The organism is Pukyongia salina (assembly GCF_002966125.1).
Taxonomy (GTDB): Bacteria; Bacteroidota; Bacteroidia; order Flavobacteriales; family Flavobacteriaceae; genus Pukyongia; species Pukyongia salina.
Map to the genome: position 1 here is coordinate 383,975 of NZ_CP027062.1, position 19,253 is coordinate 403,227.

Annotated in this window: 17 protein-coding genes and 1 other RNA gene; 5 read left to right on the forward strand and 13 right to left on the reverse strand. The window is 42.5% G+C overall.

What is annotated here, in order from left to right; translation table 11 throughout:
- Window positions 1-278 precede the first annotated feature (278 nt).
- Both C5O00_RS01715 and C5O00_RS01720 read right to left on the reverse strand, forming a co-directional pair.
- Window positions 279-872, reverse strand: a complete 594-nt coding sequence (locus tag C5O00_RS01715; RefSeq protein WP_105214370.1) for a hypothetical protein — start codon at window positions 870-872, stop codon at window positions 279-281.
- A gap of 223 nt (window positions 873-1,095) precedes the next feature.
- Window positions 1,096-2,319 (reverse strand): NAD(P)-dependent oxidoreductase, encoded by a 1,224-nt coding sequence (locus C5O00_RS01720; protein ID WP_105214372.1) that lies wholly within the window; start codon window positions 2,317-2,319, stop codon window positions 1,096-1,098.
- 300 nt (window positions 2,320-2,619) lie between these two features.
- Between C5O00_RS01720 and ssrA the strand changes: the two genes are divergently transcribed.
- Window positions 2,620-3,019, forward strand: a transfer-messenger RNA (tmRNA) gene (ssrA, locus tag C5O00_RS01725).
- Between the two features lie 322 nt (window positions 3,020-3,341).
- On the opposite strand, the gene C5O00_RS01730 is transcribed toward ssrA, so the two are convergent.
- Together C5O00_RS01730 and C5O00_RS01735 are read right to left on the reverse strand one after the other, a co-directional pair.
- Entirely contained in the window at window positions 3,342-5,594 is a 2,253-nt protein-coding gene (locus tag C5O00_RS01730; protein WP_105214374.1) for a xanthine dehydrogenase family protein molybdopterin-binding subunit, read from the reverse strand.
- 23 nt (window positions 5,595-5,617) lie between these two features.
- Complete coding sequence (locus tag C5O00_RS01735) at window positions 5,618-6,085, reverse strand: (2Fe-2S)-binding protein (protein ID WP_105214376.1); 468 nt, start codon at window positions 6,083-6,085, stop codon at window positions 5,618-5,620.
- A 314-nt stretch (window positions 6,086-6,399) separates the two neighbouring features.
- Here C5O00_RS01735 and C5O00_RS01740 point away from each other — a divergent pair, with 314 nt between their 5' ends.
- Entirely contained in the window at window positions 6,400-7,062 is a 663-nt protein-coding gene (locus C5O00_RS01740) for a hypothetical protein (RefSeq protein ID WP_105217540.1), read from the forward strand.
- 28 nt (window positions 7,063-7,090) lie between these two features.
- Here C5O00_RS01740 and C5O00_RS01745 read toward each other — a convergent pair whose 3' ends face one another.
- The 7 genes from C5O00_RS01745 to C5O00_RS01785 all read right to left on the reverse strand — a co-directional run bounded on the left by C5O00_RS01745 (window position 7,091) and on the right by C5O00_RS01785 (window position 13,805).
- Window positions 7,091-7,849, reverse strand: a complete 759-nt coding sequence (locus C5O00_RS01745; RefSeq protein ID WP_105214378.1) for an oxygenase MpaB family protein — start codon at window positions 7,847-7,849, stop codon at window positions 7,091-7,093.
- A 172-nt stretch (window positions 7,850-8,021) separates the two neighbouring features.
- Window positions 8,022-10,706: a LysM peptidoglycan-binding domain-containing protein gene (locus tag C5O00_RS01750; protein ID WP_158676753.1), complete on the reverse strand. Its 2,685-nt coding sequence runs from the start codon at window positions 10,704-10,706 to the stop codon at window positions 8,022-8,024.
- A gap of 543 nt (window positions 10,707-11,249) precedes the next feature.
- Window positions 11,250-11,633 carry a hypothetical protein gene (locus C5O00_RS01765; protein ID WP_105214386.1) on the reverse strand — a complete coding sequence of 128 codons (384 nt, stop codon included), beginning with the start codon at window positions 11,631-11,633 and terminating at the stop codon, window positions 11,250-11,252.
- Between the two features lie 126 nt (window positions 11,634-11,759).
- The gene (locus tag C5O00_RS01770; RefSeq protein WP_158676754.1) at window positions 11,760-12,200 is read right to left on the reverse strand and encodes a rhodanese-like domain-containing protein; all 441 of its coding nucleotides are present in this window, start codon (window positions 12,198-12,200) and stop codon (window positions 11,760-11,762) included.
- Between the two features lies 1 nt (window position 12,201).
- On the reverse strand, window positions 12,202-12,513 hold the full coding sequence (locus C5O00_RS01775; protein WP_105214388.1) for a rhodanese-like domain-containing protein: 312 nt from the start codon (window positions 12,511-12,513) through the stop codon (window positions 12,202-12,204).
- 96 nt (window positions 12,514-12,609) lie between these two features.
- Entirely contained in the window at window positions 12,610-13,239 is a 630-nt protein-coding gene (locus C5O00_RS01780; protein ID WP_105214390.1) for a thioredoxin family protein, read from the reverse strand.
- The gene (locus C5O00_RS01785) at window positions 13,236-13,805 is read right to left on the reverse strand and encodes a TlpA family protein disulfide reductase (RefSeq protein WP_105214392.1); all 570 of its coding nucleotides are present in this window, start codon (window positions 13,803-13,805) and stop codon (window positions 13,236-13,238) included. The genes C5O00_RS01780 and C5O00_RS01785 overlap by 4 nt, the downstream gene beginning before the upstream one ends.
- Before the next feature lie 198 nt (window positions 13,806-14,003).
- On the opposite strand from C5O00_RS01785, the gene C5O00_RS01790 reads away from it, so the two are divergent.
- The gene (locus C5O00_RS01790; protein WP_317046430.1) at window positions 14,004-14,423 is read left to right on the forward strand and encodes a MarR family winged helix-turn-helix transcriptional regulator; all 420 of its coding nucleotides are present in this window, start codon (window positions 14,004-14,006) and stop codon (window positions 14,421-14,423) included.
- A gap of 33 nt (window positions 14,424-14,456) precedes the next feature.
- Entirely contained in the window at window positions 14,457-15,026 is a 570-nt protein-coding gene (locus C5O00_RS01795) for a YceI family protein (RefSeq protein WP_105214396.1), read from the forward strand.
- A 47-nt stretch (window positions 15,027-15,073) separates the two neighbouring features.
- Here C5O00_RS01795 and C5O00_RS01800 read toward each other — a convergent pair whose 3' ends face one another.
- Window positions 15,074-16,264 carry a DUF1501 domain-containing protein gene (locus C5O00_RS01800; RefSeq protein WP_105214398.1) on the reverse strand — a complete coding sequence of 397 codons (1,191 nt, stop codon included), beginning with the start codon at window positions 16,262-16,264 and terminating at the stop codon, window positions 15,074-15,076.
- Window positions 16,265-16,269: 5 nt separating this feature from the next.
- Window positions 16,270-17,625: a DUF1800 domain-containing protein gene (locus C5O00_RS01805; RefSeq protein ID WP_105214400.1), complete on the reverse strand. Its 1,356-nt coding sequence runs from the start codon at window positions 17,623-17,625 to the stop codon at window positions 16,270-16,272.
- Between the two features lie 227 nt (window positions 17,626-17,852).
- On the opposite strand from C5O00_RS01805, the gene C5O00_RS01810 reads away from it, so the two are divergent.
- Entirely contained in the window at window positions 17,853-19,253 is a 1,401-nt protein-coding gene (locus tag C5O00_RS01810) for an anthranilate synthase component I family protein (protein WP_105214402.1), read from the forward strand.

Consider the following 19,253-nt stretch of genomic DNA (forward strand, 5'->3'; position numbering starts at 1 on the left):
CACTACTCACCTATCATTACTCACTATTTACTCTTCTGATCTAACTTCTAACTACCTACCATTCACCCTTCACTACTCACGACTCACTAATCACGATTCACTATTCACTTCAAACTTCTAACTTCTAACTTCATATTCTTCACTCTTCACCATTCACTGCTCACCATTCACTACTCACCATTCACCCATCACCTACCCAACATCGGTATTTACCGCACAAAAAAAGTGCCCCTGCGTTTCGCAGGGGCACTTTTGCTTATGTCTATTGGATCTGTCTTCTAACGATCCATAATGATCCATTTAGCGCGGGTTGCATCGTACATGAGTTTTACCATCTCATATCTCTGAACCACCAGGTTACTGTTGTTTTCAATTCGGTTACCAAACAGAGATAGTAAACTGTTAGGCAGGAAGGTTATATCTCCCGAAACAGGGTATAACCAAATTTGCTGACCGTCCTGACCTGCAGCGATACCTGTTATTATAACATCGCCAAGTATACTTTGTACTCGTATTACCGATTTATCCTCATTGGGTTCGCCCGGCCAGATAACCAGATCGAGGTCGTCGATAACTGGCAAGCCTAAGGATGGAACGTCTCCAATTTTTAAGATTCTGTTAGTAGCCCTAATCCTGTTGTTTTCAAGAATTAGGTTTTCGTCTACTTCCACCTGTACAATGTTACCGGCATCATCGATACCAACAATACGTGTTGCCACAATATCGTTGTCGGTGCTACGATCCGCTTTTCGGATTCTAAGATTTCCATTAACATCCAGGGTGCTTGTTGGTTCGGTAGTATTAATACCAACTTGTGCGTAACTATTGAAGCCCAAAAGCAGGACTATCAAAATGGGGGCGAGATTTTTCATAAAGTTGCTTTAAGAGCCAAAAACTAACGTTTTGGACGTAAAATAACAGTTAAATGTAAGAAAATACCTCATACTATAGATACATATAGCACTGATTCTTACGACTTTTCGATAAAATGTAAATTACTTAGATTATAAGCATTTATCATCGATAAAATGCACTAACTATTGACAACCAATAATCTTTCCTACAAAATATTATCTAAAGTTGAACGGGTTCGAATTAACCATGAACTTTCTCATCCACATAATCTTGTAAATAAGAAAATCGTTCGGTAAGTGTTCCTTCTCCAGTTGTTATTTTGGCTCTTTCCAAGATGCCGTCTGAGTCCCCGTTAAAAAAGGCCGGGATGACGGCTTCCAGGAACATATTCCCAAATCCTTCACTGGCATCCTTGGGCAATTCGCAAGGTAAATTATCCACTGCCATCACAGTAATTGCCCCTTCCGCGTTGAATGCTGTTTCCTGTTCGGTAACCGGGTCGTAGCCATAGAAGGGTTCGGCTATAGTAGAAGCCCGCAATGTGGAGGCAACGGGACCATCTACATCACAGGAAATATCGGCGACCAGGTTTATTCTGAAATCTGGATGTCTGGCATCTTCCCTTGTAAACAGGTAAGGTGCGCCATTTCCGTAAAAGTGACCAGCAATGAACATATCGCTCACTCTGGCATAAGGCATGAAATTACTTTCATAACCCGAAGGGTCGTTGTAAAATTCGTACTTGTCGCCTGCTTTACCATCGATCCGGCGATTGTATTCCATAACATCGATCATACAGTAAACAGGTTCTGAAAAGTTGGAAGTGAGATACACCGTATCGCTTACTTCCCTGATGTTTAGATGATCCAGGATCTCCTTAGCACCACGTGACACTTTCCCGGTTCCGGAAAGGATTATTCGAAGTTCGGAAGGTAGGGTGATCTTATCGAGTTCACGCTTTAATGCATCGAGATCTGCAAGGGTTTCCACCTTCGGTAAATTAAAAAGTTTATCTCTTAGTCCAAGTGCTCTGAAACCATTATAAGCACCCACCAACCCGGCATAATATCCAAAACCTATTAGACGACCGCCATTTTCATCTATAATGGTCTCATGGTCGTACAGTTCGATCTTTTTAGCCAAAATTGCTTTTAACAATTCTCGATTATAGGGTTGCTTTTTTATGGTATGGCTGAAGAAAAAGTACTTTTTGTTGGGAATGAGCGAATCGATTTCCACTTCTTTCACACCTAGCATCACGTCTGCTTCGTTGATATCCTCCTGAACAGCAAAGCCCCATTTCTTATATTCTTCATCCGGGAAAATTCTCACTTGTGATGATTGCACAACAATCTTCGCTTCGCGATATTGATCCATGAGTTCGGCGCACTTTTCGGGTGAGAAGACAACACGTCTGTCCGGCGGTGATTTTGTTTCCTTTATAATGGCGAAGGTTACAGACATTTAGGTATAGTTTTTGCTTTGTTATGAAGGCTGCAAAGATATGGATTTTCTCGTATCTTTGCGCTCGCCTTCTGAAGCAATCACATAGATTTGTTTGTTGCTTCGAAGCGTTAGGGATAGCAGTGGAAATCCCCTGAAGTGCCGATGAAGTTGAGCGAAGCTTGCTTCACGACTACTTCAGGGATTGAAACGAATAGCCCGCCATAAAGTAGAACCTTATGGTTCACTTTGTGGAACGCCCACTTCCTGAAATTGATTGCTACGGCAAAATACATGAAGTGAGAGCTCTTTGAAAATACAGGGGCCGACTGGTTTTGACAGCGGGTCTAATTGTACTGTAAGCATGTCGAGCGCTGGAAAACAGCTCGTTAATCTCATTTTTCACACTTTTTAAACGGCGAGAATAACTACGCCCTAGCTGCATAATCCGAATTATAGTAGGATAATGCCTCGGCCCGCAAGGCGGGCAAGCAGGAAGTCACTCGAAGGCCTTGGTTTACGGCGTTCGATTTAGTGGCTTCGTAAAAGTAAACCTAGAGACCGCAGTGCTTCGATGTGATCTCGAAAACTAATTGAAGCTAAGTTGTGAGTTGGTTGTTTTCGACCGGCAATCAAACGAAAATCCTAACGAAAACTAAACATGTAGAAAGCGGTATGGTTGCGCGTTTGGACGAGGGTTCGACTCCCTCCGGCTCCACTCAATAAGCCACCCGAAGGTGGCTTATTTCGTTCCGCCTGCGGTCGTCGAAGGCCAACGCGGCAGGCTGGCACCTCGCTGAAAATGTCCACAGGACATTTGTGCTCCGCTCGGTCCTCTCCGGCTCCACTCATTAAGCCACCTTCGGGTGGCTTATTTCGTTCCGCCTACGGTCGTCGAAGGCCATCGCGGCAGGCTGGCACCTCGCTGAAAATGTCCACAGGACATTTTTACACCGCTCGGTCCTCTCCGGCTCCACTCAGTAGGCTATTTTCGGCCGTCGAAGGCCGGAAATCAGATTCTCAGTTCCTGGCTATTCCGTTGGTTACCCCAGCAAAGGCTTATTAGACATAAATGGTTGATGATAGTACCTTTTGCCATTCGCTTTATACAAAGCGTTGGCAAGGGCACCCATTACAGGAGGTAAGGGAGGTTCTCCCAGTCCGGTTGGGTCTATATCATTCTTTACAAAATGTACTTCTTGTTTGCGTGGTGCTTCACCATGGCGTATAAGTCTGTAGTTATCAAAATTTCGCTGTTGTGGTTCCCCATCTTTAAATGTTACAGAACTATACATCGCATGGCCAATTCCATCTACAACGCCACCTTCTACCATATTGGCTGCTGCATCGGGATTGACAACAATCCCACAGTCCACGGCACTACAAACGTTTTCTATTTTTGGTACGCCATTCTTATTAACAATATCTAGTACCTGGGCTACGTACGAATTATGGCAATAATAAGCTGCCACTCCTCTGTGAACACCTTCCCGGGTCTTACCCCATCCGGATTTTTCCCTAACAAGTTTAAGAACGCCGGCGTAGCGCTCGGCCTCATAGTCGTTGTTTTCACCAACGGGATTTTTAATAGCCTTATCGAAAAGCTCCAACCTGAAATCGATAGGATCCTTCTCTGCCAACTCTGCCAATTCATCAAGAAAAGACTGCTCGGCCCCAGCTATAAAATTGGACCGTGGTGCTCGCCATGCGCCCACACTTACGTTAGATTTGATCGTGAAATCTTCTGCCTGGTAGTTCTCCACGGCGCCGGCAGGGAAACGATTGGCAAACAACGGACTCTCAGGAATTCCGCCCGCACGAACCTGGAAGGCTATAAGCTGGTTATTTTCATCGAGGCCCGCTTTGTAAGTCACATAATAGGAAGGTCGATAGTTTCCAAAAGTCATATCGTCTTCCCGGGTATAAACCAGTTTTATCGGTTTTTGCATTGTTTGGGAGATCACGGCCGCCTCGGTAAGGAAATGCCCATAGAGTCTTCTTCCAAAGCCACCTCCCATTCGCGTCATCTGGATATCCACCTGTTCGAGGGTGAGTCCCAGTCGTGCTGCAACGCTCTGTTCCATAAACTCGGGCGTCTGAATTGGACCAATTAGCTCCGCATGATCTGCAGTAACATTGGCATAGAAATTCATGGGCTCCATGGTATTGTGTGCAAGAAACGGGCACGAGTAGCTTCGTTCTAATACCTTGGCAGCTTTCTTAAATGCCTTGTCCACATTTCCGTCTTTACGAACTACATTACCTTTTTTACTGCCTATTTCGGCCATTTTCAGGGCATGCGACTGAGAACTTTCTTTCCCAGAAGGATATTCCGTCTTCATTATCCTGCCAAACATATCGATCTCAAAAGAGTCATCCGGTGAATCTTCCCAGGTTACCGCTAGAGCCTTTTTAGCCTGCATTACCTGCCATGTGGTCTCTCCTACGATCGCCACTTTTTTATTGAAGGTGGCTATATCGGCGAAACTTTTACGGGTGCCGTCGGTATATGTATCGATTGTGAACACATCTTTTATTCCGGGCATATTTTTTACTGAATCTGCATCCATTGATTTGAAACGCATCCCGAACGCCGGCGGATGAACTAACATAGCAACCAACATACCCTCTTTGTAGGTGTCTAGTCCGAAGAGGGGTTTCCCGGTTACGATCTTCTTACCATCGACATTCTTACGTGACGTACCTATGATGGAAAAATCCTTGATATCCTTCATTTCCACTTCCTCCGGAACTTCAAGCGTGGCAGCCGCAGATGCCATCTCGCCATAATGAGCAGAGTTTCCACTGGCCTGATGTGTTAATACACCAGCTGCTGTTGTGATCTCAGCTGCCGGGACCTGCCATAGATTCGCAGCGGCCTCTTTTAGCATATGTCTTGCTGTAGCTCCCGCCATCCGCAAGCCTTCCCATCCCTGACGTATAGACTGGCTACCACCTGCTAGTTGACGTGTATACAACTCGGTGTTGAGAGGTGCTTGCTCCACGAAAACCTTGTCCCAGTCTGCATCCAACTCTTCTGCCACTATCATAGGCATGGATGTTTTAACATTCTGACCGATCTCCGGGTTGGGAGACATAATGGTTACCATACCATTATCCCCTATCTTGAGAAATCCGTTCATCTCAAACCACTCATCGGGCATCATCACCACCTCTTCTGGAGTAGCATCTTTACAAGCTGCAAGCCAACTGAAACCTATCATCAGTCCCCCGCTCGCCAGGCCAACACGCTTTATAAATGCGCGTCGTCCAAATGTTGTTCTAACTAAAGTCATAATTTATTTTTTTATTGGTTAGCCTAAGACAGGGAACCAGATTTTGCAGCAGTCTTTATGGCTGCTTTAATTCGTGTATAAGTTCCACATCGGCAGATGTTACCACTCATGGTGGCTTCAATATCCTCATCTGTAGGGTTGGGGTTAGAGTCAAGAAGTGCCGCAGCAGTCATGATCTGTCCAGCCTGACAATAGCCGCATTGAGGCACATCGTGCTCTAGCCAAGCTTGTTGTACCGGATGGTCCCCGTTCTTGGAAAGACCTTCGATAGTAGTTATTTTTTTATTTCCGATGGCGGAGACAGGAATTTGGCAAGATCGTGTTGCGTTTCCTTCCACATGGATTGTACATGCGCCACATTGCGAAATTCCGCAGCCAAATTTTGTTCCCACTAACTGAAGATGATCCCTTAATACCCAGAGGATTGGAGTAGATGGATCAACGTCTACTGAATGGGTATTACCATTGATTTTTAATTCGTATGTTGCCATGGAAGAAGATTTTATTCAGTATTAAATATAAGATATTTTGGCTATCTTTTATCACAGTCGCCTTGTATAAATATGAACATGTATTATGGTTCGCACAACGAATGCCACCTTAGATCCATTTTTGCGAGAAGTAAAATAATTATTATGTTAATTGTTACGCATCATCCAATCCACAAGAATTCTGAAGGAGAGGGAGCATTTTCATATAGGTGAGTGCCATTTTTTTCTTCTGAAAGAGCCTAAAAAACAGTAACTTCGTTACCCACCCACCTAGTTACTTTGATCTAATTATAAAAAATCAAATGATAAATATTATGAAGCATTTAGTTCTAACAATTGCATTTACATTTCTCCTGATTGGCTGTAATTCTGCGGTAGAGAATGAAAAGCCCGAACCCGAACCCATCGCCGAACAACCAGAACAGGTAGAGACCTTATACAAAGCTATCGATACAGACGAGGCTTTGATCGCTACTGCACTCATGGCTGCTCCCAAGGAAAGCCGAGAAGGATGTACCGTGATAGGGTACAACATGGCCGGTGAGTTTGTCACCTTAAAGGAGGGAAATAACGAGTTCATCTGCCTGGCAGACGACCCCAATAAAAAAGGATTCAGTGCTGCCTGTTATCATAAAGACCTCGAACCATTTATGGCCAGAGGCCGTGAATTGAGAAAGCAGGGTAAGAACGCAGGCGAAATATTCGATATCCGGGAAGAGGAAGTTAAATCCGGAAAATTGTCTATGGGAAAAGGTGGAGAGACCTTACACATTTATTTTGGTGCTAGCGATATGTACGATCCCGAAACCTCGGAAGTTGAAGGCGCACAATATCGTTATGTGGTCTACTTACCCTTTGCAACTTCAGCGTCTACAGGCTTACCCGAAAAACCGATCGCTCCTAACCATCCCTGGATCATGAATCCGGGTACGCACAGGGCACATATTATGATCTCACCAATAAAGGATAATGAGTAAATACAGCTTTCTTTATCTACAAAAGGCACTAAACGATATCCAGTTTATTGATCTGTTGCCGGTATTGTGAAGGAAGAAGAATGTTTTTTACCATGTGATCCAATTTCATCCAACGGCTAAATTTATAAATGGGTACTGCGGGACTTAGCAATGAAGGTTGATTTAGGCCTAATAGGTTTCGCACATGTGCCGGAACAACTAATTTCTGAGCTTCTTTTAATAACTTAAAACGCGTAGCTCCCAACTGTTTTCTGTACTGCATAAAGAGGTGGGTAGTATGGTGACTTTTTACAAGATCCGCATTTAAATGGGCGTCCCGAACAGGCAGCCATTGGCGATAATTCTCGGGTAGTTCTTTCAATCCCATCCCTATACCAACACGGTAGAAAACGTTGTAAACCTCCTGTTTTTCCTCGCCGGATAATTTACTTTCTAATAGTTCATATGCCGCTATTGAATAATGAATCAACATAAAGAGGACATCGCGATACGCCCAATCCGGGATTGTGGCGCCACGTTTTTGCTCTACATCTTTGTGGATACGGGCCATCATTTCAATTGCTTCTGTGGCTTCTTTTATTGGTGCAAAAACGATCATACGTGCATATCGAAACGTAGAGAATAGTCGGCCGATCGGGTCGGAAGGTAATTTTCCTGTAAAATATAGCCAGTCCACTGCTTTGTTTAATGCAAATTCGGCGGCAGCCCCTGCAAAAATAAAAAGTATGGTATCACTTTTACCCCAAATTTTACGCACGATCGAATCCTTATCTACAAAATATTGCATCACTATCACTAATTAACCAAAGTTACAAAGGGGGAGATCAATATTCTATATTGGCGCAGGTAATTGTTAATAAATGTATCCACGAAAAGGATATAAAAAAAATGCCTTAGCGCACATTTATCGGTGAACTAAGGCATTAACTAGCAGTTGAATTAACTGAAATTATTATTGATTAGTAGTACTTTGTATTGATTAGATTCCCTTCATCATCATACACGGGCCATTCTCCGGTCTTCTTGAAGTCTTTGTACATTCCCGTAGTTTTCAGGTTCCCGTTCTCATGATAAAATTTCCACTCCCCATTTATCTTACCGTTGGCATAATGGCCGTCCGACTTAATTTTACCATTCTCATAATAGAATTTCCATGGACCGTTTTGCTCACCATTTACAAATTCCCCTGTAGATTCCAGGGTGCCATCCTCGTAATAATTCTTCCATATTCCGGTTTTTAACCCTTCACTATAATTACCTATTTCCATTATAGTACCATTGGTATGATAGTATTCCCAAATCCCGATCTTCATTCCATTCTCTGCATAGACACCCATATCCCGTAACTTGCCATCCCGATAATATCCTCTGGATACTTCAGGGGTATAGGGTTCTACCTTAGATGATATTACATCTTTAGTTTGAGGTTCGAGAGAATTGATAATAAGCTTTTGCCCCACATTCAGTCTGTCGCTTTTAAGATCGTTCCACTGTTTGATATCCTTGATCGATACATCGTACTGTGCGGCGATTTTTCCAAGATATTCACCTCTGCTCACAGTGTGATAAACTGTTTGAGTAGGATCCTCTGTATTTGTGGTTTCAACTACAACAGAAGTATTCTTGGCGGCAACTTTTTCCATTTCAAGCTTGGCAGCTGCTTTAAGTGCCTCTTGCTTTTCTGCTTCTGCGAGTCGGGCGGCTTCTTTCTTAGCTTCTTCTTCCAGTTCTTTTTCCTTTAATGCGATCTCCCTTTTCACTTCTTCCTGAAGCGCAGCCTCTTTTTTCGCGGCAGCAATTCGAGCTGCTTCTTTTTTAGCAGCCTCTTCCAATGCTGCTTCCTTTAACGCCGCTTGTTTCTCTGCCTCGGCGATCCTGGCCGCTTCACGTTTAGCTTCTTCGATCTTTGCGGCCTCTTTTAGGGCAGCCTCTTCCAGTGCTTTTTGTTTTTCTAACTCTGCTATTCTGGCGGCTTCGCGTTTGGCAGCTTCGATCTTTGCAGCTTCCTTCTGCGCTGCTTCTTCCAGTGCTTTTTGTTTTTCAGCCTCGGCGATCTTCGCTGCTTCCGCTTTGGCTGCTTCTATTTTAGCAGCTTCTTTCATAGCTGCCTCTTTAAGTGCCGCTTGTTTTTCAGCTTCCGCTATTCTGGCTGCTTCACGTTTAGCTTCTTCGATCCTCGCAGCTTCTTTTCGGGCTGCTTCTTCTAAAGCTTTTTGTTTTTCTGCTTCTGCTATTCTGGCTGCTTCAAGTTTAGCCGCTTCAATTTTAGCAGCCTCTTTCATAGCTGCCTCTTTTAGTGCCGCTTGTTTTTCGGCTTCGGCAATCCTGGCTGCTTCGCGTTTAGCTTCTTCGATCCTCGCAGCTTCTTTACGAGCTGCTTCCTCCAATGCCTTCTGTTTTTCGGCCTCGGCTATCTTTGCAGCTTCGAGCTTGGCCGCTTCTATCTTTGCAGCTTCCTTGATCGCTGCTTCTTTGAGCGCAGCTTGTTTTTCTGCTTCCGCGATCCGTGCGGCCTCCTTACGAGCAGCTTCAATTTTGAGGGCTTCTTGTTTTGCAGCCTCCTTAAGTGCTAACTCTTTTTTAGCCGCTTCCTTCATTGCGGCTTCTTTAAGTGCGGCTTCCTTTTGAGCTATTTCCTTTAATTCTGCTTCCTTTAAGGCAGCTTCCTTAAGAGCCAATTCTTTCATAGCAGCTTCCTTCAGTGCTGCTTCTTTCATAGCGGCTTCCTTCAATGCCGCTTCTTTTAATGCTGCTTCTTTTAAGGCAGCTTCTTTGAGAGCTAATTCTTTTAATGCTGCTTCTTTCAGAGCAGCCTCTTTGAGAGCAGCCTCCTTCATGGCAGCCTCTTTTAAAGCTGCTTCCTTCAAGGCTGCTTCTTTGAGAGCCGCTTCTTTTTGAGCAGCTTCTTTTAAGGCAAGTTCTTTTTGTGCAGCTACTTTATTTGCGGCGTCATTATTTAGATCGATAATAGCCTCTAGCTTCTTCACACGGAAGGAACGCTCATCCAGTTCTTTCTTAAGATATTCTGCATAGGCTTCCTCTGTCATTAGTTCCTTCTCCTTTTCGCTTAGCCTCCTCTTTAAAGATTCCGGGTCGTCTGGCAGGCTGTTATCGTTAGAGGTTTCTTCAGTGGAAGTTTCGTTGTTTGCAAATGAGGGTTCAATTGCGTTTCCGGGTGACGTTTGCGCGTAATCGTTAGGATCGTCCAGTTTAGCCTGTGTGATATCTACCCCCGAATTGGCAATGATATCGGCAGTTACGATCCTGTCGGACATATTTAAACGGCGTTCTTCTACATCCTCTCCTTCCGATCCAAAACCAATTCGGTCTAATTTACCATTATCCAGGTAGTATTTCCATTCGCCTGTTTTTTGCCCTTCTATATACATACCGGTAGCTCGTAGCCGCCCATTGGGATAATAGTATTTCCATACGCCGGATTTCTCACCATTTGAATATCTTCCAATATCGCTCAACCGACCATTTTCGTGATAATATTTCCATAAACCGGTTTCTTTATCACCGGAAAAAGAACCTGTGTAGTGGATATTACCATTGTCGTATTGCCGCCCAACATAACTCATTTGGGCCGTTAGTTCGGTAGCAAATAATGCTAAAATTACAAGGAGGATTAATTTTTTCATATTGCTGGTTATTCTGATCGTTCGATCGGATTATGTCATTAGCTAATAGCCAATAAATAACCACGCAATAATGCAGGAAATACAGGAGATTTGAGAGGATAATTCACATCTTTACAGTCTTCAACGCAATAATCTCGGATAAAAATTGGCATCCGAAAACCACGTTTAGGTCTAATAAATTAGTGAATCTTATGTGGGAATTTACGAAATTTCGCAATTATAAGGCCGAAAACAACCTATATTTTACTGTAGCAACATGAAATTAAGTGTATACACTAATCTTCTATTTAGTAGAAGTTTAGGGATTTAATGTTAAGAATTAGATAGAAGATCAATCAGGATAATCATCCGCTTGTCTCCTGATCTTTGGGTTCAAAACCTAAAAATTCAACCATTATTCCAATTAAAAGAATTGAAATAGCGGCGATCCTTACTGGCTTGGAGAGCGGAGATAGTAAAAAATGGCTACCCAGGGCGCCAATCGCAACGGATATCAGCAATATTTTTACCGAATGAAAAAATAACTTTACCATAGCAACACTATTAAGCACTTATCGCATCAGGTCCTACGGGTTCCGAAACCTTATTGTATTGAAACAACAGGGATTTGTAGAAACGAATAGCAGTAGAGTCGCTTTCCAGACACCCTTTTAATGTTTCCTCCAGATTTGTATAAGAAATGGTGTATGGAACTGCGTCTTTTAATCTGTAGAGATTATGACCCAGGGTTGCCGGTGTTTCCGATGTCCATAGTGAAATCGTTCCCTTGTCGTAATCCAACTGTACATCTGCAGCATTGAAGTAAAATTTCAAGAGCGTTTTCTGAAACAGATAATAAGAGTTGTTGGCAGAAGTAGAAGGTGCATTGCAGCTCTTTCTTATAAGCTTTCGCATTTCGTCCCTAACTAATTGATCTTCATTTTTCATAGCATTGAAAATTAAGTTACACCTAAATTTACGTAGTTAATGCTATGAGGGATGTTAAGAAATTATTGTTTAATAGGAATTTAACAGCTTATTTATCAATCTGTTAAAAATTTATAAAGGGTTTTCTTACTTTACTGTTTCTTTTCCATCTGCCTTCCAGGCAGTGATGCCACCTTCCAGATCGTAGATTTCCGAGAAGCCTAATTCTTTCATGATAGCAGACGCATTGGCGCTTCTCCCACCCGAACGGCAAAAAACGTACACTGCTTTATTCTTGTCCAGAACCTTAAGTTTTTCCGTAAAATCATCGGCTCGAAAATCGAAATTAATAGCCCCGGCAATGGTGCCTTCCGCTACTTCTTCAGGGGTACGAACATCGATCAACTGAACATCACCTACTGCATTGATCCTACTGGAAAATTCTTCGGAATCTACCACCCGAACAACATCTTGTTTTTCACCAAGTTCGGCAATTTGTTCCGGCTGCGAACCCGTTGCAGGCTCTTTGCAGCTCAACATTCCGAAGGAAATAAAAATAATAAGCGCTAAATTCAAATTGATTTTCATATTACTGTGTTTTTGCACCTTGCCAATTCTCGAAACCACCCATTAGGTTGAAGGTATTCTCGAACCCTATAGAATCAAGGATCATGCAGGCTTGTTTGCTTCTACCACCTACGCGACAATAGACGAAATAATTTTTCGATTTATCCAGTTCCTGCGCTTTTTGCATAAAACTTCCGGCATCCTGGATGTTCATATGAAGCGCATTAGGGATATATCCCTCTGCGATCTCATGTGGTGTACGTACATCGATGATCACAGCGCTGTCGTCATCGGCCAGCTGCTTTTGCCATTGCTCCTGAGTGAGGTCTTGCATAAATAAATTGATTTTTGACAAAAATAGGATTTTTGAACAAATAAAAACCGGTTATCCTGTTACAGTTAACCGGTTTTAGCATATTTTTTATAAGCCTTATTGCTTCACAGAACAACCAATGGCTTTGGTTTCTTTTAGAGTCACTTCCTCCCCGTCTAGTAATTCGTAAACTGCATTGGCAAGAAACCGCTCTTTCACTGCAGACGCGGAACGAACATTGTCGTCTATGGCTCCTATGTAACGAACTACTCTACCATCATCTGTATTCTCTAATAGATACACATGTGGCGTCTTGGTAGCTCCGTACTGGGCGTACACCGTATTGGTTTTGTCATACAGGTAAGGAAAGGTAAATCCTTTCTCTTCAGCCTTTGCTTGCATAAGTTCGAAAGTGTCGTCTGGTTGAACCGCAGGGTTATTCGGGTTGATCGCAATTACTGGATAACCCTGGTCCTTGAATTCGGCATCGAGGGCGATGATCCGGTCTTCACTGGCCACAGCATAAGGACAGGTATTACAGGTGAATATAACGATAAAACCTTCGGCATCCGGATAATCGTCGTAAGACACCATGTTACCGTCAACATTTAGCAAATTGATCTCGGCAGCTGTATCACCTATAGTGAGGCCAGCATTATTGGTGGATTCTCCCGAGGAAAATCCGGCAATAGCAAGTGAAGTCATTAATACCAGACTTAACACAAAAAGGATGTTTTTTTTCTTCATGATTTATTTAAAATAGATTGAACTTCTTTTTCTAATTCTTCGAAGGTAAAAGAACGTTCGAAGAACGCTCTATTCTCTCCGTTGTATATAAGGGTTGCAGGAATGGCTCCCTGCCATTTGTCACTTACTTTGGGGATCCAGTAATTGGCATCGTCATCGTCCAGTAATACCACTTCCGATTCCAGATTATTTTTCTTTATAAAAGGTACGACAAGGGGTTCGAGCCTATCGGGAAAGTCGAGACTAACGAAGACCACTTTTACTTTTTCCTCTGCATAGGTCTTCCCCAGTTTCTCAAAATACGGCATTTCTTTCACGCACGGCTTACACCAGGTTGCCCAAAAATTTATCACGTAGGTTGTGTCGTTTTTATGCTGAAGCAAAGCTTCATCAAGGCCCGCAAAATTATAGACTTGGATACCATGTCTCCTTTCCGAAAGGATTTCGGATTTCTCGTTAATGGTTTCAACGACTTCAGCTACGGCCTCCTCCGGGGGATTTTCTGTTGTACTATTTCCGCAAGAAAGCAGGACTGTACAAAGACATGTGAAGATTATCAATTTCATGGATTAAAAATATTTATTGTCACCAAGATGAGAAAGCTATTTAACAAAACATTACGTTAAACTCTTTGGGGCTATTTTAAGCAATGATAAATTTTTGTTAACGCTTGTACAGGTTTGTAAATTTATATTACATTTGTATATACAATTATTGTAAATACATTTATGGACATCGAGCGTACTATAAAGTCAATACACAAGATGGCGATCACAACCAAATCGGTTATCAATATGATGTATACCTCAAGGTATATCGAGGATGCCGTAATGGCCATTCTAAAACCTTACGATCTAACAATTCAGCAATACAATGTTTTGCGGATATTGAGGGGACAGAAAGGAAAACCGGCAAACCTCTGCACCATACAGGAACGAATGATCGATAAAAGTAGTAACACCACACGTCTTGTAGATAAACTCATCAAGAAAGGTTGGGTAAAAAGATCGATCTGTGAAGAAAATCGGCGCAAGGTGGAAATAATCATCACGACCAAAGGCCTCGAAATATTAAAGGAACTGGATCCTCTTACTGAGGAAAACAACGAAAAGATCCTCAAAAATCTTTCAGAAGAACAATTAGTAACCCTAAACAATCTTCTGGATACACTTAGAACCACTTAACATAAATTCAATTTAAAAAACAGATTAAGAAAAATGAAAAACCTAGAAAAATCAGTATTAATCATTGCTATTGCCATTGGCTCAATGGCTTTTACAACACCCGTAAAGAAGAGTATCAATCCCGAAAAAAGTTCTATCGACTGGAAGGGTGAAAAAGTATTAGGAACCCATACCGGTACTATATCACTTCAGGAAGGCCATCTGGAAATGGATGCCAACGGGATCACAGGTGGTAAATTTATCGTAGATATGAATACCATTACCGTAACAGACCTTGAAGGAGGATCTAAAGGGAAACTTGAAGGTCACTTGAAGAGTGACGATTTTTTCGGTGTAAAGAATTACCCAACAGCATCCCTGGTAATCAATTCTGCTAAAAAAACAGATTACGGATACGACGTATCTGCAAATATTACCATTAAAGGTATTACCGAACCAATTTCCTTTGTCTTAAGCGAACATGAGGATGGTACCATGACCACGAAACTGGTTATAGACCGCACCAAATTTGATGTTCGTTACGGTAGTGGTAGTTTTTTCGATAACCTTGGTGATAAAACTATCTCAGACGACTTCAAACTAGACGTGAAACTCGCGTTCTAATTGAAAATTGCTATGAAAAGAGAAGCCTGCTTAACCGCAGGCTTTTTTTATACTATGTTTACTGGTCCAATGGCTTGACCAAGCAGATCCTCACTTCGCACCTCCAGCCACTTTTCCATGATATTTGCATAGATGCTCCTAAAATCGATCTCATGCACAAGATCGCCATTCTTGTCGAGTTTGGTAAGATCGGGGGCTGCATTGAACAGGCCCGGTCTCTTTAGCTGCTTCCCAATAACAAATACATTGTTTGCCGCTCCATGATCCGTACCATTAGCTGCATTTTGTGCAACCCTTCTACCAAACTCCGAAAATGTAAGGATCAAGGTATCATTAAATGTGTTGTTAGCCTTCAAATCGGCCACCAGGGTACTTACCCCTTCAGCATAGTCCTTCAAAAGCGCATCCTGTTTTCTGGCCTGATTGGCGTGTGTATCGAATCCCGCTAAAGAAGCATAATACACTTTGGTATCCAACCGACTGTTAATAAATTCGGCCAGGGTTTTCATCTGCTTGCCAAAAGGCGACTTTCCATAATCGAAATTGGACCTCGTAACCTTACTCTTCTCATAGATATAACTCGCCGATTGCTTGGCGTCGATCATAGTTTGATACAGATACCCCATATTATGTTCGCTCAAGTGCTGGTCTGTATTATACTGCAATACCTGCTCGAAATACGGATCGGAGGTAATTTTATGTAACATGGAGGCGTCACGAGCCACGACCCCATTCTTTGATTCCCCTTGCATAATAAGTGATAGAGAATTTCCTATCTCGATCGCATTATAGGGTTCGCTTCCATAGTTATCCAGATATCGGCCAACCCATCCGTGGTTAAGGAACTTATCCGAATCACTTGCGGTGTGCCAGATATCGGTGGATCGAAAATGTGAACGATTTGGGTTTGGATATCCCACGTTGTTGATAACACTCAGCTCTCCGGCATCGAAAAGCTTCTTTAAAGGAGCAAGATTTTTATGAAAACCAAGCTCATCATTCATCGGTAACACATCCTTTCGATCTATCGCGATAGTGGGCCTTTCACGATAGTAGATATCATTTCTATAAGGTACTATTGTATTTAGTCCGTCGTTACCACCTGCCAATTGAATGATCACCAATCGTTTAAATCCCTGTGGTAACTGCAATTGTAAATCCATAGCCTTCACAAAGGCGGGAACCAGGAAAAAACTACTGGCCAAAGCCGAATTCTTTATAAAATCTCTTCTTTTCATAACAATCAGGTTAATTGAAATTCTGGTACCGACATCAGCTGTAAACTTTTCTCCTGCTTCGAAAAACGGGATCCCTTAAGGATCAGGTCCAATGTTCCCTTCTCCAGTTCAGGCGCACAAATCGCCATGGGTAACTCTTCTTCCCGAAGATTCCCGTATTCCTTATCGAACGCCTTCCAATCCTTTGAGATATTAAATCGATCTCCAAAAGACCGTCCTTCCATAAAAGCATATCCTAAACTGTTTGAAGGAATCAAGCCGTTCCCCAGGAAAATAGAGGGCAATTTCATTCGTACCATGAGAGTATTGGTATTGATCCAATGACGACCACCCGGCCAACCCGCAACATTGGGAGGTTCCAATAGCGCCTGGCCCATTAATCGTTGCACGAACAGTTGCTGCCTGGGCTGCTGGAAACTGAAAGGCACCACCTTGTATATAGAGGAAAGCAGGTCGACCGGGGATTTTATCTTAGTACCCACATTTTCTTCGGCATAGAACCAATCTGCCGTAAACACGTAGCGCATCACCTCCTTAATATCGTAAGCTTTGTAGAACACATCGGCCATCTCATTCACATGGCTGCCATTCACAGTTGTATTTACAAAATAACTGTAGAGTTTACTACAAACAAATTGAGCACATTCCTTTTTCTCACAGATAATATTAATAATATCATCCCCGTCCAGATAGGCATTCCATCCCATAAATTGCTTCTCGCCAAAATCGTGTTGTCTCATATTGAGAAAGAACGAACCGTCCATTCGGGAACTGTAACCGGTAAATGCCCTAGCTGCTTCTTTAATGTCCTCTTCACTGTAATTTCCCGTTCCCAAGGTGAACAGCTCCATTAGCTCCCGAGCGAAATTCTCGTTTGGCTGATTTTTAAAATTGCTGTTCGTATTGAGATATTTCATCATGGAAGGGGCTTTTGCAACTTCCTTGGTGAAATCCTTAAAATTCCCCAGCGCGTTTTTCCTAAGTATGTTATAATACTGTATCGCATAGTAGATCACCTGGTCGCGACACACAAAATGATTTGCCCAGAAAAGGGTCATCCGTTCATTCAAGGCTTCAGAAGAACTACAGAGTTTCTTGAACCAGGCGGAATTATAATCTATATGTTTGGGTGCATTCTCGCGAATGATCTTTTCTAATTGTCGTAATCTTCCCTGCATCCCGTCTTCAAAGAATTCATCGAAATCGGATAGATCGATCGTAAGGGGAGTGATTTCTTCCGAATCTCTGAACAGCCTGTCCACAACCTCTTCGGAAGATAGGGAAACGAGTTTTTTTGCTTCTGAAGGGCTTATCCCAAACGCAGCACGCCGATATAAATGATATATATTTCGTAACTCCATACAGTTATATGACTAAAAATTATGCCAAATGTTTATTTCACTAAATTGTATGCTGAATTTATTTGTCCAATCCAATTCAATTTCTATCTTTGAATTTCAGATGAAAAAATCGAATACAAATAACTGGTGGTGGAAAAACTTACGTCCGATGTCGTGAGAAAAGCACTATGGTTATAACATATAGCAAGGCTTGTCAATCACGACAAGCCTTTTTTATTTCAGAAAAAATGAAATATAAACTAAAAACATACTCACAAAGGTTGCTGGCCGATACCTTAACTCCGGTTTCGGTATACCTGCGTCTTCGTGATAAATATCCACACAGCCTGTTGCTGGAAAGTAGCGACTATCGCGCAAACGATAATACGTTCAGTTTTATATGCTGTAACCCTCTTGCGTCGATCACGGTTGAGAATGAAAAAGTAACTCAACGGTTCCCGGACGGGAAACAACTGCAAACAGAAATAACTCCTGAATCGGATATACCACAGCTACTACAGGACTTTGCAGCCGTCTTCGAAATCGAGTTGGAAAATCGATTTAAATTCGCCAATAACGGACTTTTTGGATACATAGCGTACGATGCCGTTCGATATTTTGAAGATATCGACATAGCCAAAAGAAACTCACAATTACAAATACCAGACATCCATTATGCGGTTTATCAAAACGTGATCGCCATCAATCATTTCAATAACGAGGCACATATTTTTTCTCATTGTTATGACCAGGAAAATAATATCCCGGAAATCACCCAATTCCTGCGCTCAAAACAGTTCGCCGAATATCCTTTTAAGAGGTCCGGACTTCCATCCACAAATTTGCAGGATGAAGAATTCAAAGAACTGGTAACCCGTTGCAAAGCACATTGTGCTCGTGGAGATGTTTTCCAGATCGTGCCTTCCAAACGTTTTTCGCAGGAATTTACCGGCGACGATTTTAACGTGTACAGGGCACTAAGAAGTGTAAATCCTTCTCCTTATCTTTTTTATTTCGACTATGGTAATTTTAAGATCTTCGGAAGTTCTCCGGAAGCCCAACTAGTTGTGCAAAATGGCATTGCCGAAATTCATCCTATAGCTGGGACTTTTAAACGTACCGGGAACGACGAGCAAGATGCGCAACTGGCAAGGGAACTTTCAGAAGATGAAAAAGAGAATAGTGAACACGTAATGCTGGTAGACCTGGCACGTAACGACCTTAGCCGGCATGGGAGTGATGTAACTGTTGAAACCTATAGGGAGGTACAGTTCTTTTCTCATGTGATACACCTTGTGAGTAAGGTCACGGCCCGAAAACACCCTAACACAGACACCATGAGGCTTGTAGCAGACACTTTTCCGGCTGGAACATTAAGTGGAGCACCAAAACACAAAGCCATGGAATTACTCGAGAAATACGAAAATACAGACCGCGAATTTTACGGAGGGGCCATTGGATTTATGGATTTTAAAGGAAACTTTAATCACGCCATCATCATTAGGTCTTTTTTAAGCAAGAACCATAAGTTACACTACCAGGCTGGGGCTGGTATTGTTTCAGACAGCGATGAAGAAACCGAACTCCAGGAAGTATATAATAAGTTAGGTGCACTTACAAAAGCCCTCGAACTAGCCGAACAAGTTTAA